Consider the following 20,646-nt stretch of genomic DNA (forward strand, 5'->3'; position numbering starts at 1 on the left):
CGGATGACGAACCGCGGGGAAGACGCTAAAGATCCGCGGGGTGGGGAGGAGCCGTCGGCGCCTGCTCGGGCAGCGCGATCTCGCGAGCGGCATCCCACGGTTCGGTCCAGCCGAGCAGATCGAACAGTCCGTCCAGCACCATCGCGGTGAAGCCCCAGACTGTCTGCGGACCGCCGGCCGTCTCGAGCGCGAACGCCGGTCCCCGCCACACCCGTCCCTCGCGTCGGATGACCGTCGACCCGCGACGGTCCGGATCGAGAAGGTCCGCCACGGGGGCGCGGAACACCTCGGCCGACTCTGCCCTGTCGACCGCGCGAACCGATGTCGGGCGCGACCACCAGCCGATCACCGGGGTCACCTCGTGCCGCGAGAACGCGAGCGGTACGGCCGGGAGCGTCCCCAGCACATCGACCCCGTCGGGATCGAGCCCTGTCTCCTCGCGGGCTTCGCGCAACGCCGCGGCCACGGCATCCGCGTCTCCGGGGTCAACACGGCCGCCCGGGAACGCGACCTGGCCCGGGTGCGCTCGAAGGGTGCTGGCGCGGGCGAGGAGGAGGACGTCCAGGTCGCTCGGCACGTGAACCGCCTCGCGGAGGCTCGGGATGCCGTCGAGGACACCGAACAGGATGAGCACCGCGGCGGCTCGCGCCTCCCCCTCGACGGGCAGAGCGTGCAGGGCGGCGAAGTCGCCGGCGTGCGGGCGACGGACGAGGTTCTCCAGTTGCGCGCGGGGGGAGGACATGGGTCGAGGCTACCGAGCGCGTCGTCCGATCGATCCTCCTCTCCTGCCTCGCCGGCCACCTGCCCTCGATCGGGGCGTCGACACAGGCACCGTCGGGCGCGGTCGCGGAAGAGGCCCTCTCCGAGCCCAAAGCCTCCTTCTCCGCGGCATCGGAGGCTTTCCTGGCGGATTCGGGTCAGCGCCGCCCGGGTGCGGCACCCGCGGCCGGGGTCGTGGCCGTGTCGACGCGGACCCCCAGGGAGACGGTCCAGCCGGAGGAGTTGTCGCCCGTGGCGGTGGCGAGCTCGAGTGCTCCCCCGTCGTCGCCGAAGACGTTGTCGCTGTCGAGCGAGACTCGGGAGAGGTTGGATGCCGACGACGGGTACGCCGCGTCCGCGTACACCACGGCGCACGCGACCTGCGGCAGGGCGACCTGCGACGTCGCGATCGCGTTGGACGCATCGGTGATGGCATCCACGTTCGGATAGACCTCGAAGTGGATGTGGGGCCAGCGACCGTCGGAGCAGCCGGGGAAGATCGACGTGAAGGACACGATGCCGTCGGCCCCGACGACTCGGACCCCGCGCAGGTAGCTCTCGTCCTCGATCCCGGACGAGTACATCGAGGAGCGTCCCTCGGTGTCGCAATGCCAGACGTACACGGCGGCACCGGCGAAAGGATCGTCGCCGTTCGCGGTGTCGAAGATGGTCAGATTCAGGGTCATCGGCACGCCCGCTCCGGTCGCCCCTCCACCGGGGATCGTGCGCAGGTCGCTGCGCACGATCCCCGACTGCTCAAGACGACGTGTCGGCATCGTCATGCCGTCCCGGCGAACCCGACCCGGGAGGCGATCCCCGTGTGAGGATGAGGGGACGGGAGGTAACGCCATGTCCGACTCGCTGCACGCGGTCACGCTCGTCGTGGACATGCCCATCACCAAGCTCGACGCGCTCGACGTCATCGCCTTCGCCGCCGACGGGGGCATCGAGGACGCGGGCACCTCCCGCCCCCGTGTCTGGCTCGCCCCGCACGCCTGGGCCGAGGTCGAGATCCCGAAGTTCGCCGATCCGCCGCCTTTCGCGATCGACGTCTACTCCGACGTGTCGAGGGAGGTCGCGTGGGCGCAGGCACGACGCCTGCACGACGCGCTCGAACGCCTCGGGTGGGAGGTCGAACCCCCGCGGGGGCTCACGCGCTGACCCTTCGCCCCCATGCGGTCGGCGATGACGACGTCAGTCCGACAGGTCGGTCAGAACGGCACTGCGCTCCCAGAGCTGTCGCGCGATCACCGGGTCGTCGGCGATGCGGTTCGTCTTGGCGGGCTTGTTGTTCGCGTAGAAGCCGCCCGGCTCCCAGTCGACACCGGGCTTGCCGAGGGCGAGCCACGTCAACCGCGCTCCGCCGACCGAGGTCGAGGTCATCAACCGCTTCGCGAGCGGACCGGAATACAAGAACTTCCACGGCCCGTCGCTCGACGAGCCGAAGTTCGAGGCGATGACACCGGGGTGGAACGCCACGACCGAGACGCCGAACTCGCCGAAGCGCCGGTTCAGCTCCTTCGTGAACAGCACGTTCGCGAGCTTCGCGTTGCCGTACGCCGCCGTGGAGGAGTAGTGCCGCTCACCCTGCAAGTCGTCGATGTCGAAGCGCGGAAAGAGCTTCGCGGCGGCGCTCGAGGTCTGGATCACGGATGCCCGCGAGTCGACGAGCCGCTCCCGCAGCAGGTTGGTGAGCAAGAACGGAGCGAGGTGGTTCACCTGGAACGTCGTCTCGTACCCGTCGGTCGTGAGGGTACGCCGGCCGAACACTCCCCCGGCGTTGTTCGCCAGCACGTCGATGCGCGGGTATCGCTCGAGAAGGGATGCCGCGAGCTCACGCACCTGCGCCAGGTCGGTGAAGTCCGCGACGAAGGAATCGACACCGAGGGTCCGCGCGACGCGAGCGGTCTTCTCGGGATTGCGGCCGACCACCACCACCTCTTCACCGAGATCGTTCAGCTGCTTCGCCGACGCGGCACCGATGCCGTCGCTGGCGCCGGTGATGACGATGGTGCGGGTCATGCGTACCTCCTGGTCGATGAGCGCCACGCTAATGCGCGCGCCGATGAGAACCACGGGGCTTGCCCTCGGCATCCGGGACTCCTGAGAACTCACAGCCCGCTCCCAGCCCCGAGGGACCAAAAAGCGCGGGCGCCGCGTTCTCTTGTGTGACGCCCGCTCCCGGGCGTCGAGACGAGAGGATACGAACCGTGAGCACGGAGTACCGGAAGACGTCGGAGGCGCTGGGCCGCCTCACCGACCGCCAGTTCGCCGTCACGCAGGACGACGCCACCGAGCCGCCGTTCCGCAACGAGTACTGGGACAACCACGAGGACGGCATCTACGTCGATGTCGTGTCAGGACAGCCGCTGTTCTCCTCGACCGACAAGTTCGAGAGCGGCTCGGGCTGGCCGAGCTTCACCAAGCCGATCGATGACGACGCCGTCGTGACCAAGACGGATCGGAGTCTGTGGATGACGCGCACCGAGGTGCGCTCGGCGGGAGCCGACAGCCACCTGGGCCACCTCTTCGACGACGGCCCTCGCCAGGCCGGCGGGCTGAGATACTGCATGAACTCGGCCGCCCTCCGATTCGTGCCCGTCGCCGAGCTCGAGGCGCAGGGATACGGCGCCTACCGCGCGCTGTTCCCGGAGAGCCGCGTCTCATGAACCTCTTCTCTTTCCGCAACCGCAAAAGGAGCCACACCATGACCAGCGGACCCACCGACACCGGCGAGATCACCCGCCGCCCCGGCACCGAGACCGCCGTCCTCGCCGGCGGCTGCTTCTGGGGCGTCGAAGACCTCATCCGCCGGCAGCCCGGCGTGCTCGACACACGCGTCGGCTACACCGGCGGCCAGAACGACCACGCCACCTACCGCAACCACCCCGGTCACGCGGAGGCCGTCGAGATCGTCTTCGACCCGACCCGGACGTCGTACCGCGACATCCTGGCGTTCTTCTTCCAGATCCACGACCCCTCGACGCTGAACCGTCAGGGCAACGACATCGGCACGAGCTACCGTTCCGCGATCTTCCCGCTCTCCCCCGAGCAGGAGAAGGTCGCCCGCGACACGATCGCCGACGTCGACGCGTCCGGCATCTGGCCCGCCAAGGTCGTCACGACGATCGAGCCCGAGGCGCCCTTCTGGGAGGCCGAGCCCGAGCACCAGGACTACCTCGTGCGCATCCCGAACGGGTACACGTGCCACTTCGTGCGCCCCGGTTGGGTGCTGCCCAAGCGTGAGGAAGCCTCCGCGTAAGCGTTTCCGGGGCCCGGATGCCATGGCATCCGGGCCCTTGTCATACCCGGTGGCTGCGCCTCTCGATGAGCACGGTGTCGCGCCAGCGGCCGGCCACGTCTCGTCCGATCCGCTCGCGCGTTCCGACCGTGCGGAAGCCGTGGCGGGCGTAAAGAGCGAGCGACGCGGTGTCCTCAGGAAAGATCGACGCCTGGATCGTCCAGATACCGTCGGCCTCGGTCGAATCGATGACCGCGTCGAGCAGTGCATGCCCGATTCCCTGTCCTCGACCGTCGGCCTCGACATAGACGGAGTGCTCGACGACCCCGCGGTAGACCGGCCGTGACGACACGGCCGACACAGCCGCCCAGCCCGTGATTCGACCGTCGATGACCGCGACGAAGCGGTGCGCGTCGAGCTTCCCCGTCGCGAAGTCGACCCAGGTCGCCGGGGGTGCCGCTTCGAACGTGGCGTGACCGGTCGCGATGCCCTCCGCATAGATGCGATGCACCTCCGGCCAATCCGCCTCGGCCAACGGGCGCACCGTCGTGCTCACGCGCAGCAGGACCCCGCGTCGGTCGTGCACACGCCCGTCTCGGGCAGCACGAGATCGACCTGCCGCGCCGCCACCCGGTCACCTGCGAGCTCGGCGGCTATCGATCGCACCTGCTCGTACCCGGTGAGCAGCAGGAATGTGGGCGCTCGACCGTACGACTTCATGCCTGCGAGGTAGAAGTCGGGCTCGGGGTGGGTGAGCTCGGCGACGCCGTGCGGCGGCACCGACCCGCACGAGTGCACGTTCGGGTCGATGAGCGGGGCGAGGGCACGCGGCGCCTCCACAATCTCGTCGAGACCGAGGCGGATCTCGGCCAGCATCGACAGGTCGGGGCGAAATCCGGTGGCATTGACGATCACGTCCACCGCGACCGCGAACGCCTCGCCTGCGCGTCGACCGCTCACGCGAACTCCGGCGTCGGACAGCCGAACATCATCGATCTCGAACGAGGCGATCTGCTCGACACGCCCGTCGACGACCAGACGGTGCACCGCCGTGCCGAGGCGTCCGCGCGCGGCGAGGTCGTCGGCCGCGTCGGCGGCGAGCCGCGCCGTGGCTTCGGTGCGCACGGCCCACGACACGCGCGTCGCGGGGTCTTCGTCGGCGAGTGCGGCGAGCGCGATCAGGGTGTTCGCCGCCGAGTGGCCGGCGCCGACGACGAGCACACGGCGGCCGATGAAGCGGACACGGTCGCGTCCCCGTACGTCGGGAAGCGCCGTCGTCACCCGGTCGCCGAGGTCACCTTCGGGGGCGAGACCCGACGCCAACAGCGAATGCGGAGAGCTCGTCGTGCCCGAGGTGTCGATGACGGCCCGAGCCGTGGCATCCGTCACGCCGTCGTTCGTCCGCAGTCGCAGCGTGAACGGCGCAGCAGCGCGTCCGGCGGACCGCGTGCGGTCCATGCCCTGCCTCGACACGGCCTCCACGCGCGTTCGGTAGTGGACGACGGATGCCAGGGCGGCGGTGCGCGCGAGGGGTTCGAGGTAACGGTCGATCAGCTCGTCGCCGGTGGGCAGGCCCTCGGCATCCGGAGCGGTCCACCCCTCGGCCTCGAGCAGACGGCGAGCTGCGGCGTCGACGACATAGCGCCACGGCGAGAAGAGGCGCGTGTGGCCCCATTCGCGAACGGCCGCGCCGGCGGCGTCGCCCGCCTCGAAGACGACCACTGGCAGCCCGCGCTCGATCAGGTGAGCGGCGGCAGCCAAGCCGACCGGCCCTGCGCCGATGACCGCGACGGGAAGACCCGCGCGACGGTCGACCTCGGGCCGCGGCGGGACCGTGAGGGTGAGGCTCACGCCTCGACCCCCAGCTCACGCAGCAGCGTGGTGACACGCGCCTTGATGTCATCGCGGATCGGGCGGACTTCGTCGAGGCCCTTGCCCGCCGGATCGGTCAGTTCCCAGTCCTCGTAGCGCTTGCCGGGGAAGATCGGGCACGCGTCCCCGCAGCCCATCGTGATGACCGCGTCGGACGCGCGCACGTCGTCGGTGATCAGCAGCTGCGGCACCTCGGCACTGATGTCGATGCCCTCCTCGGCCATGGCCGCGACCGCCATCGGGTTGAGGGCGTCACCCGGTGCGCTCCCGCCCGACAGCACGCGGACGCGCTCGCCGCCTAGGGCGCGGGCGTAGCCGGCGGCCATCTGCGAACGGCCGGCGTTGTGCACGCAGACGAAGAGGATGGTGGCGGTGTCGGACATCACGCTTCCTTCGGGTCGGGGCGAACGGGAACAGCATGACGCAGAACATCGACGCACGTCAATATTGACGTTCCTCGATATTCTGAGAATGATGGATGCCATGACTCCCGGTACCGCCCTGCCTCTGCTCGACGCCCCGTGCTGCGTGTCGTCGGGCGATGCCGCGATGGCACCGGCAGAGGCGGAGACCCTCGCGAAGACGCTCAAGGCGCTGGCCGATCCCGCCCGCCTGCGGATCGTGTCGATCATCGCCGCTCAGGATGCCGGCGCCACGTGCGCGTGCGACCTGCAGGAGCCGCTGGGCCTGTCGCAACCGACGGTGTCACACCACACCAAGGTGCTGGTGGATGCCGGCATCCTCACCCGCGAGAAGCGCGCCACCTGGGCGTACTTCTCGCTCGTGCCGGGCGCCCTCGACCGCGTCGCCGCGGCCATCGCGCCCCGGCCCTGACGCGCGCAACCCCCGCTTCCGCCGGCAGGGCGATGCCTAGGCTCGCCCCATGAGCGCGTACGACGTCATCGTCATCGGCGCGGGGCTCGCGGGGCTGCGCTGCGCGACCCGCCTCGCCCACGCCGGCCGCGATGTCGTGGTCCTCGAGGCGGGCGAGACCGTCGGCGGACGTGAGCGGACCGACATCGTGGACGGCTTCCGCCTCGACCTCGGCTTCCACGTGCTCAATCCGGCGTACCCGTCCATCCGTCGGTGGGTCGATGTCGACGCGCTCGCGCTCCGGCGCTTCCCCGTCGCGGTCGGCGTGCGGCTCGAGGACCGGGTCGTCCGTCTGGCCCATCCCGTGCGACCCCCCTTCTCGCTCCCCGAGACGCTGGCCAGCGGGCTCGTGCGGCCCGCCGATCTCGCCGCGCTCGCCCGTTGGGCGGCGCCGACCGTGGTCTCGGCCCGCGCGGCGAAGGACGGCGCCGACCGCACGCTCGAAGAAGCGTGGGACCGCGCGGGGCTCCGAGGCCCCCTGCGCGAGAGCGTGCTCGAGCCCTTCCTCGCCGGGGTCCTCGCCGACGACCGGCAACAGACCTCCGACGCGTTCGTCCGGCTGCTCGTGCGCAGCTTCGCGCTCGGCCGTCCGGGGGTCCCCGCCGCGGGGATCGGCGCTCTTCCCGCGCAGCTCGCCGACACGGCGCGCCGCGCCGGGGCCGGCATCCGGGTCGGTCATCGGGTGGTTTCCACCCGGCCCCGGGGGTCCGGTTGGCACGTGGGCATCGAGGGACGGGATGCCGTCACCGCCCGCGCCGTGGTGATCGCGACCGGGCTCGACCCGGCGCTCGATGTCGCGCTGCCGCGCCCGCGTGGCCTGCAGACGTGGTGGTTCGCCACCGACGACGCACCGAGCAAGGACGCTGCGCTCCGCGTCGACGGGCGACGACGCGGCCCGATCGTGAACACCGCGATCATGACGAACACCGCCCCGACCTACGCTCCGCGGGGACAGCACCTCGTCCAGGCGACCTGCGTGATGCCCTCCGCGGCGACGGAGGATGGCATCCGGAGCCAGCTCGCCGAGATCTGGGAGACCGACACCCGACCGTGGCGACTCCTCCGGCGTGACGACGTCGCTCGCGCTCTGCCGGCGCAGGACCCGCCGCTGCGGCTGCGCCGCCCGGTGCGCCTCGGCGACGGGCGGTATGTGGCCGGCGATCACCGCGACACCGCGTCGATCCAGGGAGCGCTCGTGTCGGGCCAGCGAGCCGCCGAGGCCGTGCTCGCCGACCTCGCGGGCTGAGCGGACCGGCGCTGACTCCCGGCAGACTGGACGTATGCCCGGCCTCCACCACCTCGACATCTGGATCGCCCACCCCGACGGCCTGACCGACTGGATCTGGCTCTTCACCCGCCTCGGATGGACGACGGATGCCGAGTGGCCCGGTGGGGCGACCTTCACCGCCGCCGGCGCGTACATCTCGGTGACGACGACACCGAACACGGTCGACGCCCCGCACGATCGCCGACGGCCCGGCGTGAACCATCTCGCTTTCGAGGGCGGGACGCCCGCCGAGGTGGACGCCGTGATGGTCGACGCCCCCGCGCACGGGTGGAATCCCCTGTACGCCGACCGCTATCCGCACGCCGGCGGACCGCAGCACTACGCGGGGTGGATCGAGAACGCGGCAGGCTTCAAGGTCGAGATCGTCGCGGACTAGCGGCTCGCGCCGCGAGCGGCGAGCGCGGTCAGGGCGTCGCCGGTCACGCGCCTCGTCGTCCACTCGTCCATCGCCTCGGCGCCGAGCGCGCGATAGAAGCCGATCGCAGGCTCGTTCCAGTCGAGCACCGTCCACTCCAGGCGCGAGTAGTCCTTGTCGATGCATTCGGCGGCGAGCGCGGCCAACAGGGCCACGCCGTAGCCGGACGACCGGTACTGCTCGTGCACGTAGAGGTCTTCGAGCCAGATGCCGTGACGGCCGGTCCATGTCGAGTACGTGAGGAACCAGATGGCGATCGCGCGGATCTCCCCGTCCCGCTCCACGACGAATGCGAACGCGCGGGGATCGTCGCCGAACAGCGTCGCCCGGATCATCTCGGCCGTGTTGTCGACGGCATCCGGTTCTCTCTCGTAGCCGGCGAGCGCCTGGATGCACGCGAGGATGCCCTCTTCGTCGCCGGCACGGGCGGGGCGCAGAGCGGCCCCGTCTCGGAGATCGGTCATTCCAGGGGCTCCCAGCTCTCGGCCGCCACGCGGCGGAAGTTCCCGCCGAGCACGGCGGCGGTGTCGGCGTCGGTCCATCCTCTCGCGGCGAGCGCGGAGCCGAGGCCGACGAAGGTCTCGGGCGGCATCCACTCCATGGGTCCCCACCGCGTGTAGCTGTCGTCGTACAGCTCCGGCGACTCGGCGATCGTGTCGCGGAACGTCCGCCAGTCGAACGAGAAGTCGGTGCTGACGCCGACGTGGCGGATGCCGACGACCTCGACGGCGTACTCGAGGTGGCGGACCATGGCATCCAGGGTGGCGGTGTTCGGTCCGAGAAAGATACCGACACCGGTGATGCCGACGACTCCCCCGGTGTCGGCGACCGCTCGCGCCTGATCGTCGGTGATGTTGCGGGGGTGGTCCCAGACCGCGCGCATGTTGGAGTGACTGAACACCACGGGACGGGCCGACACGGCGCACATGTCGAGCGTCGTGCGCGCGCCGACGTGCGAGCCGTCCGGCACCATCCCGCGACGGTTCATCTCGGCCACGAGGTCGCGGCCCCACGCGGTGAGACCGTCGTCGACCGCGTCGAGGCAGCCGCCGCCCGCGCGATTGGCGTGGTTGTACGTCGGGCCGAGCGTGCGCACACCCTGCGCGACGAGGGGGCCGACGGCATCCAGGTCTCCGCCGAGGGGAGCGCAATCCTCGAGGTCGAACGCGACGGCGGTGTCGCCGCGAGCGGCGATGCGGTCAACGTCGGCGACGGTGGCGGCGAGCTCCAACCCGTCGAGAGCGGCGACCTGCGCGCGAAAGGAGTGGAGAAGGGGTGCCGTGAGCTCCGGCCCGTGCGGGGCGTAGCCGACGTTCAGCGAGACGTATCCACCGCCGGCGCCGCGGTACCGGTGCACCTCAGCGATGTCGGCGGTCTCGACGAGTTCGACGCAGGCGTGCTGATCCCAGAGCATCAGGCGCCCGCTCGCGGCGCGAGCCCCGCGTCCAGCGCTTCGCGGCCGTCGAACACGAAACAGTCGCCCTGCCAATGCGCATCGCCCTGGGCCGCGAACCACCCGAGGATCCCCCCGTCGAGCTGGTACGCGTCGACGCCTTCGTCGCGAAGGTAGAGCGCGGCCTTCTCGCAGCGGATCCCGCCCGTGCAGAAACTCACGACCGTCTTCCCGGCGAGTTCATCTCGGTGAGAGCTCGCGGCATCCGGGAACTGCGTGAAACGCTCGATGCGCCAGTCCTTCGCGCCGGCGAAGGTGCCGTAATCGACCTCGAAAGCGTTGCGGGTGTCGACGAGCACGACCTCGCGTCCCTCGTCGTCGGTGCCGCGATCGAGCCAGCGGCGCAGGGTGTCGGGACTCACGGCGGGAGCCCGGCCGTCCTGAGGGCGCACCTCGGGCCGGTCCATGCGGATGATCTCGCGCTTCACCTTCACCAGGAGCTTGCCGAAGGGCACGGCATCCGACCAACTGTGCTTCGTTTCGAGAGCGGCGAAGCGCGGGTCGACGCGCAGCTCGTCCACGAAACCGCGCACGGCGTCGGCCGGCCCGGCGAGGAAGAGGTTGATGCCCTCTTCGGCGAGAAGGATCGTTCCGCGCAGACCCGCCGCGAGCGCCCGCTCGCGCAGCGTGACGCGGAGGGCGGCGGGGTCGTCGATGCGCGTGAACAGATACGCCGAGACGTTGAGGACGGATGCCATGCCTCCAGCGTACGAAAGCGTCAAGCCTCCGAGTGCCGGGGAAGCGATCGCCTAGCGTGGAGGATCACTCGTCGTCTGGAGTTCGTCGTGCCCGAAAGACCCCCTCATCCGGTCGTCGGCGTGTCGGTCGTCATTCCGGTGCTGAACGACGGGCCGCACCTCTGGCGATGCCTGCGGGCGTTGGCCGCGCAGACCCTCGCGGCCGACGAGGTCGTGGTCGTCGACAACGGCTCGACCGATGACAGCGCCGACATCGCGCGCGCCACCGGAGCTCGCGTGGTGTTCTGCGGCGAGCGCGGCATTCCCGCCGCGGCCTCGACCGGATACGACGCCGCGCGCGGGGAGCTCATCCTGCGTCTCGATGCCGACAGCCTTCCTGCTCCCACCTGGATCGCAAGCATGGTCGAAGCCCTCGCCGATCCGGAGGTGGATGCCGTGACCGGCGGTGCGGTGTTCCATGACGGTCCCGCCTCCCAGCGTGTGCTGATGGCCCGCGTGTTCCTCGGCACGTACAACACGTTCGCGTTCCCCGCGCTCGGGCACACGCCGCTGTGGGGATCGAACATGGCGTTCCGCCGCGCGGCGTGGGAGGCGGTGCGCGACCGGGTCCACCTCGACCCCGAACTGCACGATGACCTCGACCTCGCCTATCACCTGGGAGTCGACCACCGCATCCGGTACGTGCCGGGACGGCACATGCGGGTCTCGTCCCGCACGGTGGAGCCGCGGCGGTTCGCGCGCTGCTTCCGCCGCGGGGCGGGGACCGTCTTCGCGCACTGGCCCGCGGATGTCCCGCCCGTGCGGTGGGCACGGGTGGCGCGAGCGCGACGCCGCGCCGCCCGGATCGGGGCCGGGCGCTGATGGCCGGCATCCTCTTCCCCGACGTCACGGCGCCGGACCTGGACGTGATGAGCTTCAACATCCGACGACGCTTCGACCGGATCACCTGGCAGCCCGCCGATCGGTGGCCGATGCGGAAGCAACGCCTGCGCACCTTCCTCGGCGCCCGTCGGCCGCATCTGCTCGGATCGCAGGAGGCGATGCCCGATCAGGCCTCCTGGGTGCAGGTCTCCCTCGGGTCGCAGTACGGGCGGATCGGACTCGGACGCGGGAAGAATCGCGAGGGCGAGGGGACTCCCCTGTTCTACGACCGGGACCGGATCGAGGTCGAGGACTGGGAGCAGGTCATGCTGTCGGACACCCCCGACGTCCCGGGGTCGACGGGCTGGGGCAATACGATCCCCCGCGTCGCGGTCGTCGCCCGACTGCGCGATCGGGCGACGGACGCGCGATTCACGTTCGTCAACACGCACTTCGACGCCTTCTCTCGGCGGGCGCGGCGCCGCTCGGCGACCTGGCTGCACGACCTCGTTGCGCGGCGCGAACTCCCTCTCGTCTTCACCGCCGACGTCAACGCGCACATCCGCTCGGCCGAGCTCGCGGGCATGTTCGCCGACGGCCTCCTGGTGGACACCTGGTCGTACGCCCCGGCGCGCCGGACCGCCGAGTGGGGGACGTTCAACAACTACGCGGCCCCTCGTGTCGGCGCACGGCGCATCGACGCGCTCCTGGTCACCCCCGACGTGGGCGTCCGTGCGGTCGGCATCGACCCCCGCCCGACGGGCACGCAGTGGCCGAGCGACCATCTGCCCGTGGAGGCCGTCCTACGTATCCACCCGTCGGGGGGCCCGCGATGATCCGGGCCATGTACGCGAATCTTCAGCGTCCCCCGCGCAGCGTGACCGATTGGCTGGCCGACCTCGTGCGGGCGGTCGCGATCGTCGTCGTCATCGTGTCCCTGTTCACCCTGCCGTTCACCGACTTCGCGGTGCTGTCGATGTCGCTGCCCGCGGTCATGCTGTCGCGGATGATCGGGCTGCGCTCGGGTCTCGACCTCATCACCTGCGTCACGGTGTTCGTGGCCGCGGGCAGCAACGTCATCGACCTGTACCGCGCGTGGACGGGCTGGGACCTCGTCGTGCACCTCGCATGCACGGGCGTCCTCGCGGCTGTCGCGCTCGTGCTGCTCGATGACGCGCGCGTGATCTCCCCCACGGGTCGTCGCCGTACACCGATCGTCCTTGCGACGATCACCGGGCTCGCACTGAGCGCCGTGTGGGAGATGGTCGAGTGGTTCGGTTACCGCTTCATCACGGATGCCATCTTCGTGACCTACGACGACACGATCGGCGACATGATGGCCGGCGGCGCGGGAGCACTCGTGGCCGGGGTGCTGGCCTCCCGATTCCGCCTGACCCGGCCCGACCGCGCCCGGCTGTAGACGCGCGACGCGTTCCCCGCCGAGACGGATGCGTTCCCCGTCGAGGCACCCCGCCGGGGCGGGAGTGCCGGAACCGGCACTCCCCGCCCCGCGGGGCAGCCGTCAGATCTTGCCCGCGACGTCGCGGCCCACGAGGTCGCCGTCGGGATTCGGCTCGCTGAGCTGCTCGCCGGGAGAGGTCGTGTCCTCGAGCGGCGGGAGCCCGTCTTCGACGCGAGAGCCGATCTCGGCATCCACGTTCTTCCAGTACTGCACGGCACGATCGCGGACGTCTCTGCGCGTCACGCCGCCCACGTGTCCGGTGATGGTCTCGACGAGACGATCGCGCTCCTCGGCTGACATCACCTCGCGCACCAGAGCGCCGGCCTGTCCCCAGTCGTCGTCTTCGGGGTGCCGGGTCGCCGCCGACCGCACGAGCTCGCCGTCGCTCTGCCATCCGCCGTCACCGGCACGACGAGGATCGGCCGCGGGGCCACCCGCCGAGTTGGGAGCGTAGACGGGCACCTCGGGCGGGTTGTACTCGTAGCGCATCGCGCCCTCCTTCGAGTACGAGTGCACCTCGGTGTGCGGACGGTTGACCGGCAGCTGCTGGTAGTTCGTGCCCACGCGGTACCGGTGCGCGTCGGCGTAGCTGAAGATGCGCGCCTGCAGCATCTTGTCGGGGCTGCCGTCGATGCCGGGCACGAAGTTCGACGGTTCGAACGCGGCCTGCTCGATCTCGGCGAAGTAGTTGCCCGGGTTGCGGTTGAGCTCCATCGTGCCGACCTCGATCTCGGGGTAGTCGCTGTGCGGCCACACCTTTGTCAGGTCGAAGGGATTGAAGCGGTAGGTCTTCGCATCGTCGTAGGGCATGATCTGCACCTTGAGCGTCCACGTCGGGAACTCGCCCCGCTCGATCGCCGCATACAGGTCGCGGATGTGGAAGTCGGCGTCCTGACCCGCGATCTGGTCGGCTTCGTCCTGCGTGAGGGTCTTGTGACCGAGGTCGGTGTGGAAGTGATACTTCACCCAGAAGCGCTCGCCCTCGGCGTTGATCCACTGGTAGGTGTGCGAGCCGTAGCCGTTCATGTGACGCCAGGAGGCCGGGATGCCACGGTCGCCCATGAGCCAGGTCACCTGGTGGGCGCTCTCGGGCGACAGCGTCCAGAAGTCCCACTGCATCGTGTTGTCGCGCAGGTGACTGCCGGGCAGGCGCTTCTGCGAGCGGATGAAGTCGGGGAACTTGATGCCGTCCTTGACGAAGAAGACGGGGGTGTTGTTGCCGACGAGGTCGTAATTTCCCTCGGTCGTGTAGAACTTCAGCGAGAATCCGCGCGGGTCGCGCCAGGTGTCGGGGCTCCCCTGCTCACCCGCGACCGACGAGAAACGTGCGAGCATCTCGGTCTCGACGCCGGGCTGGAACAGCGCCGCGCGCGTGTAGGCCGAGACATCACCGGTCGTACGGAACGTGCCGAACGCCCCGCCGCCCTTGGCGTGCACCACGCGCTCGGGAACCCGCTCGCGATTGAACTGCGCGAGCTTCTCGATCAGATAGTGGTCGGTCAGGGCGATGGAGCCGTCGGCTCCGACGCTCTGCGAGTGCTCGTCGCTGGCGACGGGGGCGCCGCCGTTCGTGGTGGTCGGCTCGGTCATGGCTCTCCTCACGTCGTGGGCCGGGAAACGAAAGGGCCAGGGACGACGCTACGCACGGGCTCCGACATCGCCGAGGCATTGCGGTTCGTCCTCGGACCACGTAGGGGCCAGAGCCTGTCAATCCCCCGATCCCCGGCCGGCCGGGTCGGGAGCATGGCGGGACCGAACGAGAGGAACCGCACATGTCGAAGGATCTGTCGAAAGGCGACCGCGTCAGCTGGGACACCCCGCAGGGGCGCACGCAGGGCGAAGTCGTCGAGAAGAAGACGAAGGACTTCCAGCACGACGGCCAGAAGTTCACCGCATCCGACGACGACCCGGCCTACATCGTGAAGTCGGAGAAGTCGGGGTCGACCGCGGCTCACAAGGGGTCGGCGCTGAACAAGCTGAAGAGCTGACCGCGGACGCTTCGACGGGCTCAGCGGCCGCCCAGGACCCTGAGCCTGTCGAAGGGACCGGAACCACGAAGACCGGCGGCTTCGACAAGCTCAGCCACCTCCGCACCCGGGTCCCTGAGCCTGTCGAAGGGACCGGAACCCGCTCATTCCCCCTTCGCGTCCCGCCGCTTCCGCATCTGCGCCAGGGCCAGCCCCAGCCGGTGGTTGCCCGCCAGTACGTCCTCGTGACGCTCGAGGAACTCCCAGTACGCGTCGGTGAACACCGACTCCTTGGCATCCTGAGCCGACGGCCACCACGAGCCCATCTTCTGCAGATAGGCCCCACCCGAGACGTAGGGCTTGGTGGCCACGAAGCCGCCGTCGGCGAACTGGCTCATGCCCATGACGTTCGGCACCATCACCCAGTCGTATGCGTCCACGAACAGCGCGAGGAACCACGCGTTCACCTGACGTGGCGCGTACCCCTGCAGCAGGAACCAGTTGCCCAGCACCATGAGTCGCTCGATGTGATGCGCGTAGCCCCAGCTGTGCACCCGCTCCAGAACCGTGCGCACCGGCACGGGCAGGTCGCTCGGCATCCGTTCTCCGGAGTACCAGTACTTCTGGATCCGCTTCTCGAGGTGCAGCGCGTTGACGTGCTCGAGCTTCGGGTGCGCGCGGTACATCCCGCGCATGTATTCGCGCCACCCGATCACCTGACGGATGAACCCCTCGACGGATGCCAGAGGGGCATCGGTGCGGGTCGATGCGGCGACCACCTCCTCGACGGTGAGCAGCCCGATGTTCAGCATCGGCGAGATGATCGCGTGGAAGAGGAACGGCTCGTCGGCCTTCATCGCGTCCTCGTACCGGCCGAAGTCGTGCAGGCGCTCGGCGACGAAGACGTCGAGCCAGTCGCGGGAATCCTCGGGCGTGACGGGGAGCCAGAAATCGGCCGCGCGCCCGGGGTGCTCGGGGTAGCGCGCGTCCACGTCGGCGATCACCGCCCGGGTGATCTCGTCGTGCTCGAGCTGAGGGAGGGGCGGGATCTCGACGCCCTTCTTCGGCAACGGCTTGCGGTTGTCGGCGTCGAAGTTCCAGCGTCGACCGGCAGGCTTGCCGCCGTCCATCAGGATGCCGGTGCGCCGGCGCTGCCAGTGGTAGAAGTCCTCCATGAGCGGCGTCGGGTGCTCGGCGAACCAGGCGTCGACCTCTTCTTCGGGGGTGAGGAAGAGCCCGTCCGGGAGGACGTCGGTCTCGACGTCGTGATCGGCGCAGATGCGGGCGATCCGTTCGTCGACCGGGCGGTTCGGATCGCTCATCCACGTCAACTCGGTGACGCGGTGCTCCCGCAGCAGGCGTTCCAGACCCGCCTTGAAGCCGAGGTCGTCGGCGAGGGTGATCCGACGCACCGTCCGCCCCTCGGCCTCGAGCCGGGCGGCGGTGTGCCGCATCGCCGAGATCAACAGCACGATCTTGTGCCGGTGGTACGGGAGCTTGCGGAAGCGGGGCGCCGACTCGATGAAGAAGAACTCCTCGACATCGTCGTCGGCGTAGGCGGGGTGCTCGGCGAACTGCTGCGTCGCGAGGATCAGTGCGGCCCTCACGCGCGCCGCCTCTGTCTTGCGGCGTTGGCGCGACACCCACGCGAGCAGTAGAGGACCTCGTCCCACTGGTCACGTCCGCTCCACCGCTTGCGATCGGTGAACGGGCGTCCGCAGTAAGCGCACGGCTTGGAGCGCACCTCGGGTCGTGACATGGCGTCATCGTCGCAAAACGCGACTCGTAACGTCGGGGGCTTGCGCTGGCACGCGGGGCGCTCACACAAGCGCTCCCGCACGGCGCTGACGCCCGCAGCGCTGACACACACGGGGAGCACGCGCAAGGCCCGCACGCAATCGCGGGAGTCCGTGATCGGGTCGCCCGATGGACACGACACCGGACCGTACGAACGACACCGCCGACGAGCCCGACGAGCTCGAGACCGCCGACGCGCCAGAGATTCCCGACACGACCGACGACGACGGCGAGCCCGTCGACAACCCCTCCGGAGGATGACGCACACGAAGGGCCCCGCGCGCGGGGCCCTTCGTCGCATCAGTCGGTCAGATCGAACTTCTCGTTCTCGCCGCCCTTCGGACGCTCGCCGGTCACTTTCGACGTGACCAGGGCGATCGCCGTCGCGAGGCGCCCTCCTGCACTTCCCCAGTACTCGCCGGTCAGCGCGGAGACCTTCAGCAGCGTGACCCCCGGGGACTCGGGGCCGTCCGGGAACCACGCCTCGACCGTCGTCGACCACAGCTCCTTGAGCTTCGCGAGGTCGTCGACGACCTCGGCGTGACCGGCGAGCGACAGCCACGTGCTGTCCGAGCTGAACGACAGTCCGACCTTCGGGTCCCGCCGCACGTGCTCGACGGCCGAGGCGTGCGTACCGACGATGAACCACAGGTCGCCGTCGGACTCCCGCTCCTGGACTGTCAACGGGTGAGCGTGGAGCGCGCCGTCCTCGGCCCGCGTGGTGACCATGGCGAAGCGGAACTTCTTCAGTAGTTTGTTGAGCGTTTCCAGCTCGGTGTCGGTGGATGACATGACACTCCCTCTTTCTGACGAATCCCCAGCCCACCGGCTCACTCCGACGAGCGCTACGCGTTGACGTCAGGGCCGTCGTCTGCTCTCGGCGGGGCGAGCCGATCGAGCTCTGCGAGCGCCTCGCCGGCGCGGTCGAGGCGAGAGGCCACGTCCTCTTCCCACCACCGCGGTCCGCGCTCGCCGAGCCCCGTCTTGGCGAGTCCGACGCGTCGACGCGCGTCAGCCGTTCCGTCAGCGTCCCCCGCGCGTTTCGTCGTCCGCACCGCGGAGCGAGCCCGTCCGAGGTGCGATCTCAAGCGGTCGACCAGCCCCGGCGGGAGCGACGGATCCGTGCGGCGCCATCGACGACCTTCGATCACGAGCCAGCGTTCATCGTCGGTGGAGTCGTCGATCCCGGATGCCATGCCCCCAGTCCACCGTCCGGCGACGTCCGCGAAAATCTCCCGGGCGTCCCGTGGGCATCCGTGCTACCGTTGAATCATCAATTCTGGGATTTGCTTCATGGACGCCCGCCTCATCGATGAGATGTCGGGCGGACGGCACCGAGCCGTTCACCATCAGAATCCCCCTCTATCTCGTCGCGCGGCACGCTCGATGACATCGGTCATCGCCTGCCTCCCGCGGAAAGTTTCTGTGTCTTCGCTTCACCCTTCGCCACTGTCGTGGCGCCAGGCCGATCTCGACGTCTTCGTCGCGACGGCCGGATCCGACTATGCCGGTTTCGTCGGCGCGGCCACCTCGGGCTTTGAAGCCCAGGGTCCGCTCGGCGAGAACCTCGGCATTCACACGTCCGTCGGGGCGGCTCAGGCCGCTGTCGACGGGCATCGCGTACGCGGCACCACCTCGGTGTCGCGGCGTCCCCGTCCGCTCCGCATTCGTCGGAACGGCGCCCACGGTCGCTTATGCGGCCCAACATGAATAAAGGAAGAACACGATGGCCACTGGCACCGTGAAATGGTTCAACTCCGAAAAGGGCTACGGCTTCATCGCTCCCGATGACGGCTCCGCCGACCTGTTCGCGCACTTCAGCGCGATCCAGGGCAACGGCTTCAAGGAGCTGACGGAAGCGCAGAAGGTCGAATTCGACGCCGAGCAGGGCCCCAAGGGCATGCAGGCGGCGAACATCCGCCCCCTCTAAGCTCCGCAACACCCGAAGGCCGGGTCTGCCGCACGTGCGGCGGCCCGGCTTTCGTTGTGCTCGCAGGTGAACGGAGAGGGTCCGGCAGATGTGTATTCCCCGTGAGGCTCCTGCACATGTGGATGTATACCGGAGTCCTCATACGTCGGCACGTAGGGTTGGCCGAACCCGAGGATGCCTCCCGGGATCCCGACTCCGGTCACCTCAAACGAGGAGCAGTTCATCGCCTCCACCATCGTCGAGTCCCGTCTCGGCCCCGTTCGTCAGACCTACTCCGGCACCACCGAATTCCCCCCGATCGCGAAGGCCTACACAGAGCTGTCCCAGGTCGTTCGCGAGAGCGGACTCCTCGTCCGCACCCGCGTGTTCTACGCTCTCGTCGGCTCCGCCCTCGTCCTGGCCTTCGCCGGCTGCATCGCCGGATTCGTGCTCCTCGGCGACAGCTGGTTCCAGCTGCTGATCGCCGCAGCCCTCGGCATCCTGTTCACGCAGGTGGCGTTCCTCGCCCACGAGGCGAACCACCGTCAGATCTTCGCCTCGGGCCCCGCGAACGATCGTCTGGCGCTGTGGATCGGCAACGGCGTCGTCGGCATGAGCCAGTCGTGGTGGGCCTCGAAGCACACCCGTCACCACGCCAACCCCAACCGCGTCGGCAAGGACCCCGACATCGAGATCGACACCATCTCGTTCCTCGACGAGGACGCGGCCAAGGCCCGCGGCATCCAGCGCTGGATCACCCAGCGGCAGGGCTGGCTCTTCTTCCCCCTGCTGACGCTGGAGGGCCTCAACCTGCACGTGCTGGCCATCCGCCACCTGCTCTCGCGCGGCGAGGTCAAGGGTCGCTGGACCGAGCTGGGACTCATCGCCCTGCGCTTCACGGTCTTCGTGGCCCCGGTCTTCGTGTTCCTCCCCCTCGGCATGGCCTTCGCGTTCCTCGGTGTCCAGCTCGCGGTGTTCGGCGTGTACATGGGCGCCTCGTTCGCGCCCAACCACAAGGGCATGGCGGTGATCGCTCCCGGCGCGAAGCTCGACTTCTTCAGCAAGCAGGTGCGGACCTCGCGCAACATCTCAGGCGGCTGGTGGGCCACCTGGCTCATGGGCGGGCTGAACTATCAGATCGAGCACCACCTGTTCCCGAACATGCCGCGGCCGCACCTGAGCCGCGCGCGCGAGATCGTCATCGAGCACTGCCAGACCCTCGGCGTGCCCTACGTCGAGACGACGCTGCTGCAGTCCTACGGCATCGTGATCCAGTACCTGAACCGCGTCGGCCTCGCGGCCCGCGACCCGTTCGAGTGCCCGCTGACCTCGGCGGCCCGCCGGGTCTGAGCCCGCACGCACGGGGAAGGGCGTCGCACCGGGAGACCGGTTGCGGCGCCCTTCCTCTGTCCGTCACCCGTGCGTGCAGCCTCTGCTACGGACACTCGCCCCGGCCGTCTCCCCGCCCTATCGGGTCACGCATACGCGGACGATACGCCGTCAGTCGCGGACGACCTCGTGCAGGGCGAGATCGCGGATCGTCCCCTCGGCCAGCGTGAGAGTCATCATCGTGCACCGCGGCTGTCGTCGGCGGTCCGTCGGCGATCCGGGGTTCAGCAGACGCACACCCGCCGGTGTCGAGGTGTCCCACGGGATGTGGCTGTGCCCGAACACGAGCAGGTCGGTGTCCGGGAACGCGGCGTCCATCCGTCTCTCCCGGCCGGTCGCGGCACCCGTCTCGTGGACCACGGCGACGCGGACCCCCTCGATCTCGGCGCGCGCGATCTCGGGCAGTCGAGCGCGCAGATCGGCACCGTCGTTGTTCCCCCACACCCCCAGCACGGGCCCGAGGGAGAGGAGCCCGTCCAGCACCGCCTCGGTCACCCAATCCCCCGCATGGACGATCAGATCGACCTCGGATGCCGCTCTGCGCACGGCATCCGGAATCGACCGGGCTCTCTTCGGGACGTGCGTATCGGCCACGAGCAGCAGTCGGGTCGCCATCACTCCACGCTACATACGCTCGCGATACGCCGTCCCGCCTACCATGA

General features: G+C 69.6%; 28 protein-coding genes. 13 read left to right on the forward strand and 15 right to left on the reverse strand.

Translation table 11 applies throughout. The features are described from left to right. Positions 1-25: 25 nt before the first annotated feature. Both QE388_RS16975 and QE388_RS16980 read right to left on the reverse strand, forming a co-directional pair. Complete coding sequence (locus QE388_RS16975) at positions 26-742, reverse strand: CoA pyrophosphatase (protein ID WP_307386644.1); 717 nt, start codon at positions 740-742, stop codon at positions 26-28. 175 nt (positions 743-917) lie between these two features. Beyond that, positions 918-1,541 carry a 3,4-dioxygenase subunit beta gene (locus QE388_RS16980; RefSeq protein ID WP_307386646.1) on the reverse strand — a complete coding sequence of 208 codons (624 nt, stop codon included), beginning with the start codon at positions 1,539-1,541 and terminating at the stop codon, positions 918-920. Between the two features lie 67 nt (positions 1,542-1,608). Here QE388_RS16980 and QE388_RS16985 point away from each other — a divergent pair, with 67 nt between their 5' ends. After that, positions 1,609-1,920, forward strand: a complete 312-nt coding sequence (locus QE388_RS16985) for a hypothetical protein (RefSeq protein WP_307386648.1) — start codon at positions 1,609-1,611, stop codon at positions 1,918-1,920. A 33-nt stretch (positions 1,921-1,953) separates the two neighbouring features. On the opposite strand, the gene QE388_RS16990 is transcribed toward QE388_RS16985, so the two are convergent. After that, the gene (locus QE388_RS16990) at positions 1,954-2,781 is read right to left on the reverse strand and encodes an SDR family NAD(P)-dependent oxidoreductase (protein WP_307386650.1); all 828 of its coding nucleotides are present in this window, start codon (positions 2,779-2,781) and stop codon (positions 1,954-1,956) included. Between the two features lie 188 nt (positions 2,782-2,969). On the opposite strand from QE388_RS16990, the gene msrB reads away from it, so the two are divergent. Together msrB and msrA are read left to right on the forward strand one after the other, a co-directional pair. Next, positions 2,970-3,428, forward strand: a complete 459-nt coding sequence (gene msrB, locus QE388_RS16995) for a peptide-methionine (R)-S-oxide reductase MsrB (RefSeq protein WP_307386651.1) — start codon at positions 2,970-2,972, stop codon at positions 3,426-3,428. 38 nt (positions 3,429-3,466) lie between these two features. Continuing rightward, the gene (gene msrA / locus QE388_RS17000; protein WP_058596679.1) at positions 3,467-4,021 is read left to right on the forward strand and encodes a peptide-methionine (S)-S-oxide reductase MsrA; all 555 of its coding nucleotides are present in this window, start codon (positions 3,467-3,469) and stop codon (positions 4,019-4,021) included. A 40-nt stretch (positions 4,022-4,061) separates the two neighbouring features. Here msrA and QE388_RS17005 read toward each other — a convergent pair whose 3' ends face one another. The 3 genes from QE388_RS17005 to QE388_RS17015 are packed head-to-tail and all read right to left on the reverse strand — an operon-like array spanning position 4,062 to position 6,255. After that, a complete protein-coding gene (locus QE388_RS17005) occupies positions 4,062-4,586 on the reverse strand; it encodes a GNAT family N-acetyltransferase (protein ID WP_307386655.1) in 525 nt (174 codons plus the stop codon). Next, positions 4,553-5,851, reverse strand: coding sequence for an FAD-dependent oxidoreductase (locus QE388_RS17010; RefSeq protein ID WP_307386657.1), 1,299 nt, complete (start codon positions 5,849-5,851; stop codon positions 4,553-4,555). The genes QE388_RS17005 and QE388_RS17010 overlap by 34 nt, the downstream gene beginning before the upstream one ends. Next, complete coding sequence (locus QE388_RS17015; RefSeq protein WP_307386659.1) at positions 5,848-6,255, reverse strand: arsenate reductase ArsC; 408 nt, start codon at positions 6,253-6,255, stop codon at positions 5,848-5,850. Before QE388_RS17015 ends, QE388_RS17010 begins: the two co-directional genes overlap by 4 nt. A gap of 100 nt (positions 6,256-6,355) precedes the next feature. Between QE388_RS17015 and QE388_RS17020 the strand changes: the two genes are divergently transcribed. Genes QE388_RS17020 through QE388_RS17030 form a run of 3 tightly spaced genes read left to right on the forward strand, consistent with a single transcriptional unit; the run spans position 6,356 to position 8,409 of the window. Continuing rightward, entirely contained in the window at positions 6,356-6,706 is a 351-nt protein-coding gene (locus QE388_RS17020) for an ArsR/SmtB family transcription factor (RefSeq protein ID WP_373426628.1), read from the forward strand. A gap of 49 nt (positions 6,707-6,755) precedes the next feature. Beyond that, positions 6,756-7,991: an NAD(P)/FAD-dependent oxidoreductase gene (locus QE388_RS17025; RefSeq protein ID WP_307386662.1), complete on the forward strand. Its 1,236-nt coding sequence runs from the start codon at positions 6,756-6,758 to the stop codon at positions 7,989-7,991. A 34-nt stretch (positions 7,992-8,025) separates the two neighbouring features. After that, positions 8,026-8,409, forward strand: a complete 384-nt coding sequence (locus tag QE388_RS17030) for a glyoxalase (protein ID WP_307386664.1) — start codon at positions 8,026-8,028, stop codon at positions 8,407-8,409. On the opposite strand, the gene QE388_RS17035 is transcribed toward QE388_RS17030, so the two are convergent. From QE388_RS17035 to QE388_RS17045, 3 genes are read right to left on the reverse strand one after another with little or no spacing between them, the layout of a single operon-like run. Further along, positions 8,406-8,912 carry a GNAT family N-acetyltransferase gene (locus QE388_RS17035; RefSeq protein WP_307386665.1) on the reverse strand — a complete coding sequence of 169 codons (507 nt, stop codon included), beginning with the start codon at positions 8,910-8,912 and terminating at the stop codon, positions 8,406-8,408. The genes QE388_RS17030 and QE388_RS17035 overlap by 4 nt on opposite strands. Continuing rightward, on the reverse strand, positions 8,909-9,862 hold the full coding sequence (locus QE388_RS17040; RefSeq protein ID WP_307386666.1) for a dipeptidase: 954 nt from the start codon (positions 9,860-9,862) through the stop codon (positions 8,909-8,911). Before QE388_RS17040 ends, QE388_RS17035 begins: the two co-directional genes overlap by 4 nt. Then, on the reverse strand, positions 9,862-10,599 hold the full coding sequence (locus QE388_RS17045; protein ID WP_307386668.1) for a sulfurtransferase: 738 nt from the start codon (positions 10,597-10,599) through the stop codon (positions 9,862-9,864). The genes QE388_RS17040 and QE388_RS17045 overlap by 1 nt, the downstream gene beginning before the upstream one ends. 87 nt (positions 10,600-10,686) lie before the next feature. Between QE388_RS17045 and QE388_RS17050 the strand changes: the two genes are divergently transcribed. Genes QE388_RS17050 through QE388_RS17060 form a run of 3 tightly spaced genes read left to right on the forward strand, consistent with a single transcriptional unit; the run spans position 10,687 to position 12,880 of the window. Further along, positions 10,687-11,460 (forward strand): glycosyltransferase family 2 protein, encoded by a 774-nt coding sequence (locus tag QE388_RS17050; RefSeq protein ID WP_307386670.1) that lies wholly within the window; start codon positions 10,687-10,689, stop codon positions 11,458-11,460. After that, positions 11,460-12,296, forward strand: a complete 837-nt coding sequence (locus tag QE388_RS17055) for an endonuclease/exonuclease/phosphatase family protein (protein WP_307386672.1) — start codon at positions 11,460-11,462, stop codon at positions 12,294-12,296. The genes QE388_RS17050 and QE388_RS17055 overlap by 1 nt, the downstream gene beginning before the upstream one ends. An 8-nt stretch (positions 12,297-12,304) precedes the next feature. Then, positions 12,305-12,880, forward strand: coding sequence for a hypothetical protein (locus tag QE388_RS17060; RefSeq protein WP_307386674.1), 576 nt, complete (start codon positions 12,305-12,307; stop codon positions 12,878-12,880). A gap of 102 nt (positions 12,881-12,982) precedes the next feature. Here the strand turns inward: QE388_RS17060 and QE388_RS17065 are convergent, their stop codons facing one another. Continuing rightward, positions 12,983-14,512, reverse strand: a complete 1,530-nt coding sequence (locus tag QE388_RS17065) for a catalase (protein WP_307386675.1) — start codon at positions 14,510-14,512, stop codon at positions 12,983-12,985. A 182-nt stretch (positions 14,513-14,694) separates the two neighbouring features. On the opposite strand from QE388_RS17065, the gene QE388_RS17070 reads away from it, so the two are divergent. Beyond that, positions 14,695-14,910, forward strand: coding sequence for a DUF2945 domain-containing protein (locus QE388_RS17070; RefSeq protein ID WP_058613150.1), 216 nt, complete (start codon positions 14,695-14,697; stop codon positions 14,908-14,910). Between the two features lie 143 nt (positions 14,911-15,053). On the opposite strand, the gene QE388_RS17075 is transcribed toward QE388_RS17070, so the two are convergent. Then, positions 15,054-16,496: a cryptochrome/photolyase family protein gene (locus QE388_RS17075; protein WP_307386677.1), complete on the reverse strand. Its 1,443-nt coding sequence runs from the start codon at positions 16,494-16,496 to the stop codon at positions 15,054-15,056. Next, complete coding sequence (locus QE388_RS18590) at positions 16,493-16,648, reverse strand: DUF2256 domain-containing protein (protein WP_081317363.1); 156 nt, start codon at positions 16,646-16,648, stop codon at positions 16,493-16,495. The genes QE388_RS17075 and QE388_RS18590 overlap by 4 nt, the downstream gene beginning before the upstream one ends. A gap of 167 nt (positions 16,649-16,815) precedes the next feature. On the opposite strand from QE388_RS18590, the gene QE388_RS17080 reads away from it, so the two are divergent. Continuing rightward, positions 16,816-16,947 carry a hypothetical protein gene (locus QE388_RS17080; RefSeq protein ID WP_275044576.1) on the forward strand — a complete coding sequence of 44 codons (132 nt, stop codon included), beginning with the start codon at positions 16,816-16,818 and terminating at the stop codon, positions 16,945-16,947. A gap of 39 nt (positions 16,948-16,986) precedes the next feature. Here the strand turns inward: QE388_RS17080 and QE388_RS17085 are convergent, their stop codons facing one another. Both QE388_RS17085 and QE388_RS17090 read right to left on the reverse strand, forming a co-directional pair. Beyond that, on the reverse strand, positions 16,987-17,478 hold the full coding sequence (locus QE388_RS17085; RefSeq protein WP_307386679.1) for a pyridoxamine 5'-phosphate oxidase family protein: 492 nt from the start codon (positions 17,476-17,478) through the stop codon (positions 16,987-16,989). A 53-nt stretch (positions 17,479-17,531) separates the two neighbouring features. Further along, entirely contained in the window at positions 17,532-17,882 is a 351-nt protein-coding gene (locus QE388_RS17090; RefSeq protein ID WP_307386681.1) for a biopolymer transporter Tol, read from the reverse strand. 530 nt (positions 17,883-18,412) lie between these two features. Between QE388_RS17090 and QE388_RS17095 the strand changes: the two genes are divergently transcribed. After that, on the forward strand, positions 18,413-18,616 hold the full coding sequence (locus tag QE388_RS17095) for a cold-shock protein (RefSeq protein WP_013583139.1): 204 nt from the start codon (positions 18,413-18,415) through the stop codon (positions 18,614-18,616). Positions 18,617-18,790: 174 nt separating this feature from the next. Then, entirely contained in the window at positions 18,791-19,945 is a 1,155-nt protein-coding gene (locus tag QE388_RS17100; protein WP_058628742.1) for an acyl-CoA desaturase, read from the forward strand. Between the two features lie 150 nt (positions 19,946-20,095). On the opposite strand, the gene QE388_RS17105 is transcribed toward QE388_RS17100, so the two are convergent. Beyond that, positions 20,096-20,599, reverse strand: coding sequence for a metallophosphoesterase family protein (locus QE388_RS17105; protein ID WP_307386683.1), 504 nt, complete (start codon positions 20,597-20,599; stop codon positions 20,096-20,098). Positions 20,600-20,646 lie beyond the last annotated feature (47 nt).

This window comes from Microbacterium sp. SORGH_AS_0969 (assembly GCF_030818255.1).
Classification (GTDB): Bacteria; Actinomycetota; Actinomycetes; order Actinomycetales; family Microbacteriaceae; genus Microbacterium.